The sequence below is a fragment of the Nocardia sp. NRRL S-836 genome, assembly GCF_001279525.1.
In the GTDB taxonomy this organism is placed as follows: Bacteria; Actinomycetota; Actinomycetes; order Mycobacteriales; family Pseudonocardiaceae; genus Lentzea.
The window spans coordinates 56,936-72,703 of sequence record NZ_LGDY01000047.1 but is presented as its reverse complement, the minus strand read 5'-3'; the positions used below and the strand labels follow the sequence as shown (position 1 = coordinate 72,703).

The following is a 15,768-nucleotide window of genomic DNA, read 5'->3' as shown; positions in this document are numbered from 1 at the left end:
CTGTCACGTGTACGGAGCCGCGCCATCGCCATCGGCGCGGCAGCCTCGATGGCTGAGCCGCCGTGACCGACTCCACCCTGATGGCCGGGTCTCATATCGGCTGCACAAGTGCAGATCAGGTGCGGTCTTTTTTGAGGAAGTGCAGCGAGGGTTGAGACCTGCAAGGCCAGTGAGCCTGCTGAGCACTATGCTTCACCGTCAGCCCGCGAAGGTGAACTGGTCGATCCAGTCGGCGAGCATGTTGATCGAGCCGCGGTCACGCTCGAGGATTCCGCGGACGAGCAGGGCGGAGCTGCGCTGGGCGATCTTGCCGTAGCGGTTCCACGCGCCGGGGCTGACGATGACGCTGAGCATGCCGGTCTCGTCCTCGAGGTTCAGGAACGTCACTCCACCGGCGGCCGGTGGGCGCTGGCGGTGGGTGAGGGCGCCGCCGACGAGCACGTGGGTGCCGTGCGGAACATGGGCGAGGGCGGCGACGGGAAGTGCGTCGAGGGTAGCGAGGTGGTCGCGGACGAGCTCGATGGCATGGGTGCCCAGGCTGATGCCGGTACCCCACAGGTCCGCACACACCAGGTCCCAGGTGCTCATGCCGGGCAACGTGGGAGCGGTGTCGCCGATCGTGCTGGTGTGCGGGAGCTGCCCTGGGCTTTTCCGGGCGGGCGGTGGCCGGGATTGTCTTGAGCGACCCTTTCCAGGGCGTAAAGCCCGCCGTGACGCACGGCGGCCTTGTCCGACCCGAGCTGTTCGACGGCCTTGACATACAGCTCGGTCAAGCGCCGCTCGGTGGCGTCGTGCTCTGTGGCCTGCTGGCGGCGTAGTGCCAGTGCCAGGATGATCAGCGCGCCGATCCCGGCGGCGACGGCCAGCCCGGTGCGCACGGTGTCGAGCCGGTCGGGCGCGGTGTTGGGGCCAGCTCGGTGCACAGCACCACCATCGCAGCCGCCGCGCTGACTAACACCGGCAGCACCATCACCAGGACCGGGCGCCACCAGCTCGCCCCTTCGCGTCTTCTGCTCGTCAGACAATCATCGCGCGCCATGTCTCTGACCAGGGCCGAACGCCCGTACTTGGCGCGCCTGGTGGACGGCTCCGAGCTGGCGCCCGACGAGCTTCAGATCGAGCACGCCGAGCATTGCTCCCGGCTGATCTTGGTGACGCAGGCACCGGCCGCCGTATACCCCCCGAACTCTGCCACTACCTCCGCCAACTAGGTCCGAACCGCCACCTCCGTGCGAACAGGACATTGTCCGTTCCACACGAATCTGGCGGAGCATCAGCTCGCTGACCTGCGGCCCGCAAGGTAGACCGGCGCGTCCATCCCTGCCGTTGTCCGGATCTAGTTGGCCGTTTCGACGCCCTGGGATGGTGGGTCGGCATCATGGGTGTCGAGGTCGTCGAGTTGTTGTTGGACGCGTTCGGCGTCATCGTCGCGGCCTTGGTCCCGGTACAGCTCCAGTGCCTCCCGCCATACCGTGCGGGCCCGCTCGTGTTGTCCGAGGGCGGCGTGAGGGTGTCCCACGTGTTCGAGGGTGTCCGCGACCAGGTAGGCGTCGCCGAGGCCGCGGCGCAGGGTGAGGGCGTGGTGGTAGTGGCCGAGGGCCTGCTGGTGGTCGCCGGTGTGGTGGGCGATGTAGCCCAGGCTGTCCAGAGCGCCCGCCTCGCCACCGGGGCTGTGGTGGTGTCGGTGCAGGGTGAGGGCGGCCTGGCAGTGCTCGCGGGCGGTGTCGAACCGGCCCAGGCGCGCGGCGTACCAGCCCACCTCGTTGAGCGCGTCGGCTTCCAACACCGGCAGGTCGAGGGCGCGGCCGAGGCAGAGGGCGTGGTGGGCGTGCTCCAGGGCCTGCCGATCGTCCCCCCGTCGTCCCCAGACGGCCGCGAGCACCCGGTGGGTGAGGGTCTGGTCGGCGGGATTGTGGTGGCGCAGGGCCAGGTCGAGGGCCTGTTCCAGGTGGGTGGTGGCCTGTTCGTGTCGGTCCAGCCGGGAGCAGGCGAGGCCGAGGAGCCGGTGAGTGCGGCCGCGGGTGGCGGCGTCGGGCAGGTGGTCCGCAGCGTCCAGTGCGACCTGCCACATGGTGACCTCATCGCGCAGGTGTCCTCGCCGCTGGTGAAAGCTGGTCAGGTTCCAGGCCAGGTGCCAGACGGTGTGGTGGTGGCCGAGGGCGGCGGCGCTGCGCTGGGTGGCCAGCAGGGTGGCATGCTCGGCCTCCAGCCAGGACGCCGCCGCGGCGGCGTCGGGCAGCGGGTGCGGGTGCACGCCGGGCGCGGGCGGCTCGGGCCGCACGAGCGTGTCGTGGGGGTGCAGGAGGCGATCTGCGGCGTGGGCGGTGTGCAGGTGGAAATCTTCCAGGCGCGTCAGGGCCGCTTCCCGCATGTGTGCGGACAGGGTGGTGTAGGCGGTGTCCGCGGCGTAGCGGCGGACCAGGTCGTGCATCACGTACCGGCCGCCCGGCCGCCGTTCCAGCAGCGAGGCGTTCTCCAGCACGCTCAGCGTCCTGCGGGCGAGGCGGTCGGGCACACCGGTGAGAGCGGCGGCGGCTGGCGGGGTGGTGTCCGGGCCGGGGGCGATGCCCAGCAACGCGAACACCGTGCGTTGGGTGTCGATGAGGTGGCGCAGAGACCAGGACAGCACCGTGGGCAGGCTGGCGGCGGGGTCGGTGTCGTGGTCGAGCGCCTCCAGCCCGAGATCGCGCAGTTCGGCGGCGGCCTCGGCCAACGCGACATCGGGGTGGGGCTCGGCGGTGCGCGCGATGATCGACAACGCCAGCGGGTGGCCCCCGCACAAGCCGATCAACTTCTCCATCGCCTCGGGCTCGGCGGCGACACGGTCCGCGCCCAGGCGGGCGGCCAGCAGGCCGCGCGCCTCCTCCCGGGACAGGACGTCCAAGGGCAGATGTCGGGCGCCGTGCCGGTCGATCAGCGAGGCCAGCCGGTGACGACCGGTGACCAGCACCGTGCAGGACGGCGAGCCGGGCAGCAGTGGCACGACCTGCTCGCTGGTGGCGGCGTTGTCCAGCACGATGAGCATCCGCCGCCCGGCCACCAGGCTGCGGTAGAGCGCGGCTTGGGCGTCCAGGTCGGCGGGGATGCGGTTCGCCTCGACGCCCAGGGCGTCGAGGAACCCGCGCACCGCCACCGCCGGCTCCACCGGGTCGCCGGCGGGGCTGAAGCCGTGCAGGTCCACGAACAGCTGCCCGTCGGAAAACCGCTCCAGGTGCCGATACGCCCACGCCAGGGCGAGCCAGGTCTTGCCGATGCCCCCGGCCCCGCCGATCGCCGACACCACCAACACCTCTGCCGAGCGGGCCAGGGCCGCGGTCAGTTGGTCGAGCTCGGCGGCGCGGCCGACGAACCCCGAGGGGACGGCGGGCAACTGCCGCGGCACCGGCCACCCCGGAACAGCAGGGTGATGGTGGTGGACGCCGCCGGTAACCGTGTGGGCCTGCACCACGCTCGACACCGAGGTCGCGACCACCGTGTTCTGCACCTCGACGACAGGTGGCTGCTCACCCAGCGGACCCGCCTCGCCGATGTCGTCTTCGTGCTGGTCCTCGACCGTCATGCCCCACCCCCGGCACCACCGCCTGGAAGACCGACGCTATCGGACGATCACCCCGTCCAGCCTGGGATATTGAGACGTCACCACCCGAACGGACGAACACCAACCCTCGAACGCACCCGGCTGGGAGGCGATGTCGACTACTCGGGATCGAAGTCCGCAGGACCAGCCGGTCCCGCTCCAACCACAACTCGTAGCCCAGCAGACCGCCTGTCGTCGCCGTCCACCAGCGCCCGACGTGATGGCGCCGCCCCCTTGTACGACGGGAACCGCGCACCGCAGAAGCCGCTGATCTGCGGCTTCTAGACCTGGATGTGCAGCGGGCGGCCGTGCAGACCTAGGCGGAGGGGTCGGGGTTGTCGGACGGGGCTTGTTGTGGGGTGTTGCTACTGGGACGTAGGTAGGGCTTAACTTCGTATGGGGCCGTGTGGCTGAACTGCGCCTTGTTAAACCAGGCGGCGTCGAACTGAGCCTGGTCGAACCTGGCGTTGCCGTCGAACCGGGCCTCGTTGAACTCGGCGTCCCCGGCGAACCGAGCCTCGCTGAACTCGGCGACGCTGGCGAACTGAGCCACGCCGAAGTTGGCGATGCTGGAGAACCGCGCTTCGCCGAACTCGGCGACGCTGGCGAACTGGGCCCTGTAGGATCCGGCGCGGCCGGCGACTGCGCCTCGCTGAACCTGGCGTCGCCGGCGAACTGCGCCTTGTTGAACTCGGCGTGAGCAGCCGCGACAGCTCGTCGGCCCCGCCCGCCCGAGCCGCGAGCGTGATGACACGGCGGAACATCTCATCTGCTCCACCTCAGCGGATGCCAGCGGTGGCAGCACGACGGTCCGGTGCTCATCGGCCAGCACCGCCTGCACGGCGTCCGGGACCACGGCCACCGTCTGGGTACCGAGGACGACGAACACGCCGTCAGGCAGCGCCGCGGGCGCGGGCAGCTCCTCCAACATGGAACGGCTGGGCCGCTGTTCGCGGGGGACGTGGTCAAGCCCGTCGAGGACGATGACGGTCGCCTCGCCACGAGTCGCCCACCTACGTCCGGCCCGGTCGAGCAGGTCGAGCAGGACGGCCTGGCGACTGCGCAGGTCGTTGCCGACCCCGGTGCGATACAAACCGCTCTCCTCCAGCCCCAGGGACAGGTCGTGGAGGAAACTGTCGGCCTCACCCCGGCCGCTCAGGGGGTCGGGCGCGTCCGGCACGAACGCGTAGTAGCGCACCACGAGGCCCGGAAAGTTGATCGTCGCGAGCAAGGTCGACTTGCCGGAGCCGGCAGGCCCTACCAATGCCAGGTAACCGCCCCACACCTCGCCGAGTGCCGACTCCAGAGCCTCCCGAGCAGCCTCATTCCGCGCATACGCCACCGGAACCGGGAAGAGGTGCCTGTGCCGGTACTGGAGCCGGTCAGCCCAGCCGAGCCGGTCCAGCAGCTGCTCACGCGTCAGCTCGACCGGACGTGCCGGATCGGCCACGAGCTTCTGCAGCGTCGAGGCTAGATGCTCGACATCCAGGTCCACCGGTGCGGGATCGGGCCGCTGCAACGGGTTCGCGAGCTGCAACCCAAAGACCAGGTCCAGGTCACCGACGAACAAGACGAAGTCGTCGTCGGCCAGGCCGCTCAGCTCGCGCAGCGCATCCCACACCGCAGACCACTGTTCGATCTCCGGCAGCAGCGCGAGGTCGGTCCACTTGGCGACACCCGACTCGATCGCCTCTCGGGCGGGCCGGTAGGCCTGGTGGAGGAACGCGGCGAAGCTAAGCGGTCCCGGCGCGGTGGCGCTCGCGATGGGTGACTTGCCGGTCGCCTTCGCATTCGACGGGTGATTGTTGCTGCACAGGTAAATCGTGAGCGGGGCTGTCGACGTCGCGCGCAGCCGCTGCCACGCCTCGGCGAGTTTGGCGAACAGCCCCGGCTCGGCCTTCTTGTCCCTCTTTGCCTTCTCACCCACGGTCAGGTCGCTCCAGGTGAACGAGCCCGGCAACTGCGACCACTTCACCTGCAGCGCATGCCGGCGCTGGCTGGATTTGAACTGGAAGTCGTCCGCGACTCCCGCGGCAGGATCGGCCACGCGGATCCACTCAAGCGTGCGGAGCTTGGCGAGCACGACATGCGCAGCCAGCTCGAACTGTCCACCGAACCCGACCACGGCGGACCGTTCACCCTCAGCAGGCCGTGTCACATCACCCTCCGCGGGTCACCCGGGTACAACAAGTCGAAGCGAGATCATTCTCGTCGTGATGTAGTCGAACATGACCCCCGGCGCGCCGCAGTAGTACCTGGCGGTGACGCCGACTACCCGCCGAAATTACCGTCGGGCTGCTGCTGTCCGCGTCGCACACCCGCCGCAAGGCGCCGAGCACGGCGCCTGGTTCCCGGTGTGCGGCGGCTGGTGAGGTAGTGCCCGACGTCGGCCCGCTACGGCCACCGCGCTGGCATCGCCTGCGCGGACTCGCGCAGCGAGTTGTAGAAGCCGACCCTCAGCGGGTGCGCATTCTTGATCCCCAGCGCAGGCGCGGAAACTGCACCCAGCGCGGTCACCTTCCCGGTCGCCTTCTCCGTTGCTGATGCACCGTCATTGTTCCGCCGCACGGGCCGATCGCTTCGCTTCGGCACCGGACCTCGGAAACCCATGAACACACCACTTCCATTCAAGAGAAGCCCGCTCACCGACCTCGAACACCCGCTGATCGTGAGCGTGGCGGGGTTGATCAACTCTGCGGGGCGACGTGCTCGACGCGTGGTTCAACACGGTTGGCAGGTCTTCGGTAGCCTCACCGCGGCCGTACCAACGAGGCAATCCGGGTGCTGAGGTACGAAGGCGCTCGAAGGCCCGCACTCAGGAGCCGACCGTGGTGGCGCGTGACTGCGTGATGCCGTCGAGTGGGTAGGCCTACTGCAGGGTCATCGCTGCGGTGACAGCAAGACCTCGGCGGGGCGATCGTCGTTCCTGCCTGCGGCGGCGCGAGACGAGGCGGCGTCGTTGTGCCACAGCCACATGGCCGCAGTCGGTGACCTGACCGCAGTAAGGATCCAGCAACTGGACCAGTGAGGCCGCAACACACTCACCTGCTGGGTGGCCGTGCTCCCACGGTGACGCGGCGATGACGCGGTCGATGCGCCCGGCCACCGTCATGTCCTGTCGTGCGTGACCGGAGGCAGCCACCGCTGCGGTCCGGCGAACTTGGCAAGTTCTGCATCGAGCGCGGACGCCGATGCATTGAGGTGGAAGGAAAGCGCGTCGACCGGACAGACCATCAAAATATCGTTGACGCGCCTGAAACACGGTGCGAATAGCCACGACGCGGGTGCCTTCTCCTGGTTGGAAGTAAGTGAGACCTGGATTGCGTGCACCGTAGTCACCTGAGGACTGCGATGCTTCTGACGGACGACCTTCTGCATCTTCATCACTCGGACGTGTCTGATCCGCTCCCAAGGCAGCTTCGCGGTCCGCCGTCCTTTCTGGACTGCGATACCGGTGGGATCCAGCGTGAGGGTGCACCTGGAACGCACCAGGAGTAAACAGGCAGCCAAACTCGCCAGCAGCAGGAAGTTGCTGAAAAGCCAGGCTGGCACCCAAAGCGCACTGCTGTTCTGCTGGTGTTCCTGAAAGGGAAGCGCCGAGAGTAACGTCGTCGAGACGGCCGTCGCGAGCGCAGCGGCGAGTGCGGTTTGCGTAGAGGCTGTTCTGCCTCCGAAGATCGTGCCGTTCTGGTCCCGGCGAATCTCGGTGTCCAGACGGAAGCCGGGTTGCCACCGATCGCCCGCAATGGTGGTGATCGCCTTGACGATAGAGTCTTTGCTGGTACACAAAGAGAAGACGTCGCACAGCAGCTCACCGCCGCCGTCGACCGATCCGCGTCGGCGCACGTAGAGGAACTTTGGTCCGAAGCCGGGTCCGAGGCGCCCGATCGCCGTGATCAGATCGATATCGGCCCAGTCCAGTCGCAAAACGTGTGCGCCTCGGCGATACCGCAGGCCGGCTGTGCTTAGTTCCAGCGTGGCGGGTCGGCGTGCGGCGCGCAGGACGAGCACGCCGGGAAGACACCAGGGCAGTGAGATCAGTGAGAGCGGCACCACGACCCACGGGCTCGGATGCGTGGCCAGCGCTGCGAACGGGGACAGGCCGACCAGAAGCAGCAAGATCCCGAGCGCTGTCAAAAGGTGCGGTTTCGTTGCGAAGTGGGTTCCGTGCAACCTGACTGGTGTGGGAGTCGTGGGGATGTCTGGACAGCGGTGCCACATTGCGCCACCGAAGCGCTGCAAGGCGGACTCCACGTCTTCGACGTCAGCACGGAGACGGCGGATCTCGGCCATGTAGAACCCGTCTCCGTCGTCTGATGGTCGTGGGCCCGCCTTCCACCTGCTGGTGCGCACTGGGATCGCACTGCGTGACTGCCGTATCCGCAGATCGAAGCTTTCGTTCGGTCTGCGTTCCAACTCGACCTTGTCAATGTTCTCCCACTGCACCAGGTGTCGCTTTCGGCCCACCCTCAGGGACAGCACATCGTGGTTGATCGTCAACGAATATGGGACTGGCATGCGGACGTTAACGTAGAAGGCGCACAACGCCCACAGCGACAAGCATGCCGCGAATGCGCCGACTGAGACCTGTTGCAGAGGCGGCTGCGCGCGGTCCAGCAGTTCGAGAAGTCCGCCAGCGGCAGCTGCTGCGGCGAGGTATGCCAGCAGACGCCCCGGCCCTTTAGCCTCCGGGAACACGACCTGCTCGGTCTCCGCGGCCGGGGTTTGCTCCGGCTGAGGTGGGAGTTCAGTTTCGCCTGGACCCGCGGCGGCGTTGCGGACGAGGGCCATCCCGCCGACGGTGTCGACGGAACCGAGGCGGGGCTTCGGCAGCCCCTTGTTGGCCAGACGTCTTTGTACCTCGGCGAAAACCGTGTGCAGGGTTAGCAGCGCGGGTTTCTCTGATATGCCAGCGCGAAGGAGATCGACGAGTTCGCCGGTGAAGACGGTGAAGCGTTCGTGTTCGGGTGCTGCTGCAGGGTCGTACTCGCCGGCGGATCCGACCACGTAGACACCGTCGAACAAGCTCGTGGCGCGCACGAGTGGTTCGACGGGACCGAGCAGGTGTTTGATGGCTTGCCCGCTGTAACACGAGTCGAAGACCAGCACCCTGCGCTTCGCCCTGGGACGGATGGCCTTTTTCACGTCAAGGAGGTCGACGGCGGTACTTCTGAGATACGCGCTTTGCGTCTCCCGCACGGCCAAACGTAACACCGCGTCATCATCGAGAACGCCGTGTCCGACGAAGTACACGAGCAGGAAATCCTCGGCCTCGCTGGCGGCCTCTGTGATCGCTTCGAGCAGGTGGTGCACGCGGTCGGGGTTCAGGAGGATCCTGCAGTGTTCGGGAAGCAAACCGCCGAGCATTGGATCGGTGAGGACTCTTTTGAGCGCCTGGAGGTTGTTCGGCACCATCGGCAGGTCGTGCAGGTCGGCCTGGTCGTAGGTCGACATGCCGATGAGCAAGACGCGTGTGCGCTGTGGTTCCGGTAACCTGAAAGCCTGTTCACGCGCCATGATCGTCGATCAGGAGAGACCGGATGGCCACGGCTGCATCGTGGTCGGCGGAGACAACGACCGTCCTTGCTGAACCATCGGTGTTCCTAAGCGTCACCTCGACTTGGACTCTGCGACGTGCGACCCAGGCCGACAGCGCCCTCGCGAACACCCGAACAGCGAATCCACCTGGCGCAACATCAGGACCTGAAAGGGCGAAGACGAGGGCTTGCACCGCACCACCCAGATGACCGGACAGTGCGGGAGGTCGTACAAGCCTGACCTGCACATCGAGCTGATCGTAGGCGTGCAGCCAGTTGCGGAGGTTTACCAGCTCGTCCAGGCTACCTCCGCGTCCCACTCGCATCTCGATCTCCGTCACCGCAGGGCGGTTCGACGTCGTACGAGGAGCTGACGCATCGCGAATTCGAGCCTGGATCAGACGTTCCGCTTCAGCGAACGCTGGATCGCTCGTCGCGAGACGCCATACGAGCTTCGACAGCGCGCCTAGTGAGCCAGCAGGAACCCGCGTCAGCCGAATGTGTCGCAGGTTGTCCAGCAGTCCGGAAGCGCCGAGCCGCGTGATGCGCTCGTCGCCGGTTCTCAGCCCGTGGTCGAGCTGCTCCAACGGTCCGGTGAGACCGCGTACCGCCGGGGTGAGCCAGTGCCTCATCTCGACCAGTTCTCCCGGCGACGTCGGATTCTCGAGAGTGATCAACAGCGATGCGACGGCACGGTCGAGCAGCTCCCATGGCAGCACTGCGAACGCTTCGTCCGGCGGTGAACCCTCCTCGTCGAGACGCTGAAGTAGCCAGTAGCGCAGCGGAATGGATGCTTCGGCGAAGTCCGCCGGATCTGGATGCACGTGCGGCCAGTTCTCTTCGACGCGTTCGACCGCGGCGGCGATGCTTGGCGTGGCGGAGATGGGACGGCCGAAGTTGTCCAGTTCCGCCACCGTCGCGGAGCCGTTGATCAGCGCGAGCGCGTGAGCACTACCCCAGCGTACGGCTATCCGAGTCCATCCTTCGTCGAAGTAAGTGAAGGTTCGGGCGTCGTGACGGTCGTCTCCGTCGTTCACAGGCTCGAGCGCCGATCCGTCGAGATGCGAAATCCAGGCGCTGAGCGGGCGGTGCACCGCGGTCACCTGGCGCCCCCGATCAGTTTTTCGAGGAGCTCCCTGCCGGGCGCCGCGAGTCGGTCGGCGAAGGCCCGCTGATCCTCCTTTGAACCCATCACGGACTTGCGATAGCGCTCGGCGAGCGTGCGCCACTGCTTGCTGGTGAGGGTTCTGCACAGCGCAGGATCGCCATGCGAGAGCCACGAGTTGATGCCGTCGACGTTCGAAGGCCTGTCCTGCATCCAGCGCATGGCGAATTTGAGAGCGCGCACGACCACTTCTGCGCGTGCGAAGGAGTCACCAGTCTCCTTGAGGGCCACGAACTTCCGTTCAACGGCCAGGAGATCGTCGATGCCCCTACCACTTGGATCGAAGATCTCGTGATTGTAGATGTCGTAGAACAGGGCGTTGAAAGTGAAGTCACGTGCCCGAACGTCTTCGTCGAGACTACTGCCCACAGCGGGGAAGCGAAAACCCGCGGTGGACAGACCTCTGTACTCGATCAGCCGCGTCCTCGATCCTGGCGGCATAACCGCACACACCAACGATCCCGGCGTCACGCTGGTCGGGAACTCCGCCATGCGCGATGCACGCAAGGACTGGTACAGGATGTCGCTGAACCTCCCAGCTGGAACTGTTCCGGACAGGTCCAGGTCATTGACCTGCCGCACGCCCACGCCACTGACGACATCGCGCACCACACCGCCCGACAGCCAGACCCGATGGCCAGTGGCGTGCACGGAGCCGAACAGCGGCCGGGCAACCGGTTGCCACGGTGCCCCAGGGAGATCTAGCAAGGCATCCACTCGGTGCGGCACCGTCGGGTCCACAGAAACAGCGTTACGTATGCGTGCGTCGTCCAGGTCAGCTGGTGGCATGGCAGCGCGTGCCACTGCTCCTTCGGAGGTCTGTGGTACGGGTCGTTCCGGTGGTGCGTCAAGGGTCTCGTCGCCTACCAGCAACAACTTGTCGTCCAAGTGTGTCGACGGGGCGCCGTTGTCACAGGACTGCCAGGCGAAACCCGTCACAACGTCGTCGCCGAGTACATCTCCGGCCAGCAACGGGCGTACCGGTGAAAAATGACCTCTCGGTCTGTCGCTGCTTGTCATGGTGCGCTCCGAAACGGTTTTCGCGGACGTCGGCACCACGTTGACGTGTCTCGAGGAGGTGGTGACTGCGTCCGACGGGGCAAGTCGATGCACCTGCCTCTCACCACGCTGGGGTGAGCAGACCAACGTAGCAAAGCGGTGCGACGGGCACATGCTTGATCGTACGGTTGGCCTAAACGTTACGACTCACGAACTGGTGCTCGCTGCGAGGACCAGTTGTATTGCCCTGAGCGGTTCGGAACGAGGCTGGCGGGGGCTGGCCTTGAGTGCGGTGTGGCGCGGTGGATTGTAGGTGTGCAGCGATCGCGGGAACGCGTCTCGGTGTTCGGTCTCGGTGTTGCAGAGGCGGGCGTAGGCCCATTTGCCAGAGCCGGGATCGGTAGCACGCGTCGTTGTCGGTGAGCACGCGTTCGTCGGTGATGCCGTTCGCGGTGAGAAGATGTGCGCCCGTTGCCAGGACGCGGTCGCTGCTCAGTGATTCGGTGTGCAGGCCCACGGCTACGACCGGAGGTCTGTACACCGTGAGGCCATCGAGCTGACCATGCGTTACCGCTTGCCTCGATCGCGGATGGCCAGCGCGGCGAGAGCGAGTATCAGCGGCCCGAGCAGTCTCCCGCCGTTCACTGTCCACCGGCCGGCGATGGTGAGCTGCTGGTCGGTGTCGCGGAAAACCACCGACCCGAGAGCGACGCGCGCGGCGCGCGCGGCTCGGTCCAGGGTCCAGAGCCGGTCGGGCGGAGGTAGGGGTATCGGTGGTGTGCGCACCTCGACGATGAGGTCGCGAGGCGCGTTCGGGCAGTCGTCGGTGCAGGCCGTGGGCGAGGCGGAGGGAGGACTCCCACGGGGCGCTCATCGGTGCCGCTCGCCCTCGCCGAAACCGACCTGCTCCGACGATTTGGCCTTCATGGCCTCATGCCATTCGGTCAACGGCCGTCAGTGGGTAGCACCTAAGGCATTGGACAGGGCGGTGGGTAAACGGTCCCAGCCGATGCCAGTGCGAGCCGCATGGAGGATGTCCTCCAACGCGGCCCGATCAGCGGCACGCCTACGACCCGGAAGGCGGAAACGCCTCGAGTACGCCGAAATCAACGGTTCCAGCCGAACCCATAGCTTGTCGGTCAAGACCTCCTCGCGCACATCACGATCTTGGAACTTCCTGCGCCGCGGGCAAGCCGACACGCCAGCTCATTTTGAACTGATTACCAAGACCGCCGGCCAGATCCTCGACTCCGTCGCACGCCACTGCACACGAATCGAGAACTGAGGACGCTAGTTGAACGGGGTCACCTCGCCGGTAAGCCTGTTTAGGAGATCCCACTCGCTTCGGTAGGACGACTCGTACAACTCAGGGTCGCGCTGGGCGCACTCCCGCCACAATCGAACCGCGTTGCGCTGCGCTTCGATCGCATCGTCTGTCCTGCCCAGCGCCGACAGACAGGCGGCGACGGTGCCCAACGCTACCGCGTACTGGGGTGCATGGCGCTCAGGACGGGCGTCGCTCAGGCTGCGCCAGAGGGTTGCCGCTTCGTTGCAGGTGATAAGTGCTTGGTCGCGTTCTCCCGCGCTCAACAGAGTTGTTCCTTGGTTGCGCAACGCGAAGGCGAGTTCAGCTCCGTACAAGGCGGGTTCCTCTGCCCGGAGCGCCTTCCACTCCGCAATCGCTGTCGTGCCTGCGACAAGTGCGTCGTTGCGGCGGTCCGGAGACTCGGCGAGGATGATGGCAAGATAGCTCGTGGCCCGGGCCACTGCCGCCCTGTGACCACCTGGGTTGGAGCGTCGGAGCTCGCGCCAAATTGCAGCCGCCTGCTGGGCATGCGTCAACGCGTCGGTGTGCTGTCCCGCTGACGATAGGCACAACGCAAAATCGCCCACCGCGCGGGCGAGTTCTGGACGGAACCTGTGTGGTTCTTCGAGAGCGAGCTGTCTCCAGATCGTGACTGCGGCCTCAGCGGCCTCCACTGCTTCTTGGTGCTGATCGAGTTCCCAATGTGCGGTGCCGAGACCTTGAAAGGCCGCTGCTAGAGAGGACCGGTGCTCGTCGGCGCCATCCTGCACGACTGCGCTGAGTGTGTTCGCGGCCTTTTCTAATGTGTGGAGGGCGTCCCGCAACTGGTTCGCCGACCGCAGGCAGTGCGCAAGATCGACCAGTGACTGGGCGTGCTGTACTTCAAATTTTCCCGGTCTGTCGGCGGCGCGTTTCCGCCAGATGGATTCGGACTCTCGCAAGTTGGACAGCGCTTCGGTCGTTTTGTCCATGTGTTCGAGCAACATGCCCTGTTTTTGAAGTGCCCGTGCGAGGTCTTGTTGGCGATGTGTGGGGCCATCGGACGCGAGCGTTCGGAGAATATCAGTGGACTCCTGCGCCCATGTCAACGCGTTGTCGAGATTGCCCGCTGCCACCGAACTGTCGCAGCATTGGGTGAGGTACATAGCGTAGGTCGACTGCCTGTGCACGGGTCCGCTTTTCGCAAGCTCTCTGCCAAGAGCGGCAGCCTCCACCGCGGCGACCAGGGACTCATCGGCGCGGTCGACCTTCAGCAGGTCGATCGCTAGCTCGTACAGCGAGTTCGCCAGGTTGACTCGTGCTTGCTGTTCGACGCCTTCCGTGGTCAGCGCTCGATCGCGATTGACGAGCATCAACCCGACTGCGCATCGCACCTGCGGAAATCGTTCAGGAATGCGATAGCCGATCAAAACTTTGAGCTCGTTCGGGTCGATTTGGGTCACGACGTCGCCGAGTGCGTGGTCCAGCTCACGGTCCGCCGAACACGTTGAGATGACGGTGCGGATGCCCGCCACGAGCTCATTCCCCTGTTGCAACAGACAGTTGATGAGCATCGGCAGCGCATCGGGGTAGTTAGTGTAAGCACGGACCAGCGCAGGAAATGCCGATGCGCCATCATCGAGGAGCGACGGGCATCGCGTGAGCACGTCGACGACGAGTCGATCTCCGATAAGGTGCGGCGCGAGGTCGAGGCGATGGTCGGGGCTGCTGAGGTAACGGCTCCTCGCCCACCTCGCCAGAGCGAAACGAGATTCCTGCGAACTGTCCTCCGCGAATTGCGGCAGTCGACGCAGCAGCCCTGCAGCGGTGTGCGTGTTCTGAGCCGGCAGCAAAGATAATGTGGTGACCACCTCGCCGAGCACGCTCAAGTCGCAGCCGATCGGAAGACCGGCGAGATCAGTCCTCCAAGACTCCTGTTCGATCTCGGCGAGTTCGGTGCTCAGCTGCCGCATGGTGGACGCGTGAGCACCGGACCGGTTCAACGCGGCGACCAGCGCGCGTACGTGCAAGGTCAGCATCGAATCGCTGCTGTTAAAGGACGTCTCGACAGGAAGGTTCGGAGGCGGGATCTCAAGTGTGCGCGCATAACTACGAGCTGCTTCGCCAAACCACCGTTGCCAGTCGCTGAACTCGCCCACAGGCTTCAACGACGTCACCTGCGACAGATAAGCAGCGATCGCGTGATGCTGTCGAGCCAACAGCTCAGCGTCCTGGGTGAGCACCAGCAACCTCACGCTTCGCGGGTGTAGAATCGCCTGCGACACAAGTGTGTCCAGTTCAGCAATCTGCTCGGCGTCGTCAACGATCACTAGGGTTGGCTCGAGGCATGCAGTGATCCTTTCGACGAGGCCGTCCGCACTCAGCAGCCAGCCCGACGCCCACTCGTCCGGAAGATCCTCAGCGACTGCCCGCGCCAGCCGGCTCTTACCCACGCCGGTCGGGCCCGAGACCACATGGACGACACCTGCGCCCTCGTCCCGATCAGTGCACCACTTGAGCAACGCACGCCGCTCCGCAGTACGGCCCCACAGTGGTGTCGGGCTGTATGGAGCGGTCAGCAGGTGCAACGGCGACGATGACTTCGTTCGGGCGGGGGTGGGCGGCTGCAGCGGTCGCAACAGGGCGTCTCGTGCAGACTGCTGTGCACGGTACTCCTTCTCGCCCTGAAACCGCGCCATCACGAACTGGAGGATCGCCAGGATGGCGACGAACGCGATCAGTGCGGTGGTCGCGTCGTCGGTGAGCAGGTTGATAGTGATCGCCAGGATTACCGCGAGGAGGTTGTTCGTCCACACGTACCACTGCCGCCAGACTAACTTCATGTGCGCAATTGTGAGACCTCGCCTTTTGGCTCGAACGTCCCCCCGCCTCCTGGATGACGCGGTGCTGTGCACTGGCAAGTTCGCGTTAGCCTCAGTGAGCGCATGGAGTGGTTGCGCCGCATGCCAATGACCATCACGGCGGTAAGTTCCACGGCGGGGATGACCGTCGCGATCTCCCTGTGGAACGTCAGCAGCGTCCGCTCGGTCACATTCTTCGGTGCCTGGTCGACCGCGTCGAGACCGGCCAGCAGCACGCTGGTGCCGGCCGCCCAGTTGATCAAGCCGCCAGCGAGCCCCGTGGTGGTTGCGGCTGGTGGCTGCGGTCTCGCTGCTGGCACTGGTAGTCGTGCCGTTCGCGGTGA

At 66.0% G+C, this 15,768-nt stretch carries 10 protein-coding genes; all 10 read right to left on the bottom strand.

The features are described from left to right. Positions 1 to 198: 198 nt before the first annotated feature. Entirely contained in the window at positions 199 to 588 is a 390-nt protein-coding gene (locus tag ADL03_RS06555; RefSeq protein WP_053732451.1) for an OB-fold nucleic acid binding domain-containing protein, read from the bottom strand. Continuing rightward, a complete protein-coding gene (locus ADL03_RS46635) occupies positions 585 to 923 on the bottom strand; it encodes a hypothetical protein (RefSeq protein ID WP_157528150.1) in 339 nt (112 codons plus the stop codon). The genes ADL03_RS06555 and ADL03_RS46635 overlap by 4 nt, the downstream gene beginning before the upstream one ends. A gap of 413 nt (positions 924 to 1,336) precedes the next feature. Beyond that, positions 1,337 to 3,559 carry a tetratricopeptide repeat protein gene (locus ADL03_RS06545; RefSeq protein ID WP_053732449.1) on the bottom strand — a complete coding sequence of 741 codons (2,223 nt, stop codon included), beginning with the start codon at positions 3,557 to 3,559 and terminating at the stop codon, positions 1,337 to 1,339. Between the two features lie 334 nt (positions 3,560 to 3,893). Next, a complete protein-coding gene (locus ADL03_RS06540; RefSeq protein WP_053732448.1) occupies positions 3,894 to 5,702 on the bottom strand; it encodes a pentapeptide repeat-containing protein in 1,809 nt (602 codons plus the stop codon). 983 nt (positions 5,703 to 6,685) lie between these two features. After that, the gene (locus ADL03_RS06535) at positions 6,686 to 9,094 is read right to left on the bottom strand and encodes a caspase family protein (protein ID WP_082372932.1); all 2,409 of its coding nucleotides are present in this window, start codon (positions 9,092 to 9,094) and stop codon (positions 6,686 to 6,688) included. Continuing rightward, positions 9,084 to 10,217 (bottom strand): hypothetical protein, encoded by a 1,134-nt coding sequence (locus ADL03_RS46630; RefSeq protein WP_157528147.1) that lies wholly within the window; start codon positions 10,215 to 10,217, stop codon positions 9,084 to 9,086. Before ADL03_RS46630 ends, ADL03_RS06535 begins: the two co-directional genes overlap by 11 nt. Next, positions 10,214 to 11,020, bottom strand: a complete 807-nt coding sequence (locus ADL03_RS45110) for a hypothetical protein (RefSeq protein WP_197288151.1) — start codon at positions 11,018 to 11,020, stop codon at positions 10,214 to 10,216. The genes ADL03_RS46630 and ADL03_RS45110 overlap by 4 nt, the downstream gene beginning before the upstream one ends. Before the next feature lie 1,212 nt (positions 11,021 to 12,232). Continuing rightward, positions 12,233 to 12,436, bottom strand: coding sequence for a transposase (locus tag ADL03_RS50700; RefSeq protein ID WP_197288150.1), 204 nt, complete (start codon positions 12,434 to 12,436; stop codon positions 12,233 to 12,235). Positions 12,437 to 12,568: 132 nt separating this feature from the next. Further along, entirely contained in the window at positions 12,569 to 15,406 is a 2,838-nt protein-coding gene (locus ADL03_RS06525; RefSeq protein WP_053732445.1) for a tetratricopeptide repeat protein, read from the bottom strand. Further along, a complete protein-coding gene (locus ADL03_RS46625) occupies positions 15,403 to 15,687 on the bottom strand; it encodes a hypothetical protein (RefSeq protein ID WP_157528143.1) in 285 nt (94 codons plus the stop codon). Before ADL03_RS46625 ends, ADL03_RS06525 begins: the two co-directional genes overlap by 4 nt. Positions 15,688 to 15,768: the final 81 nt, after the last annotated feature.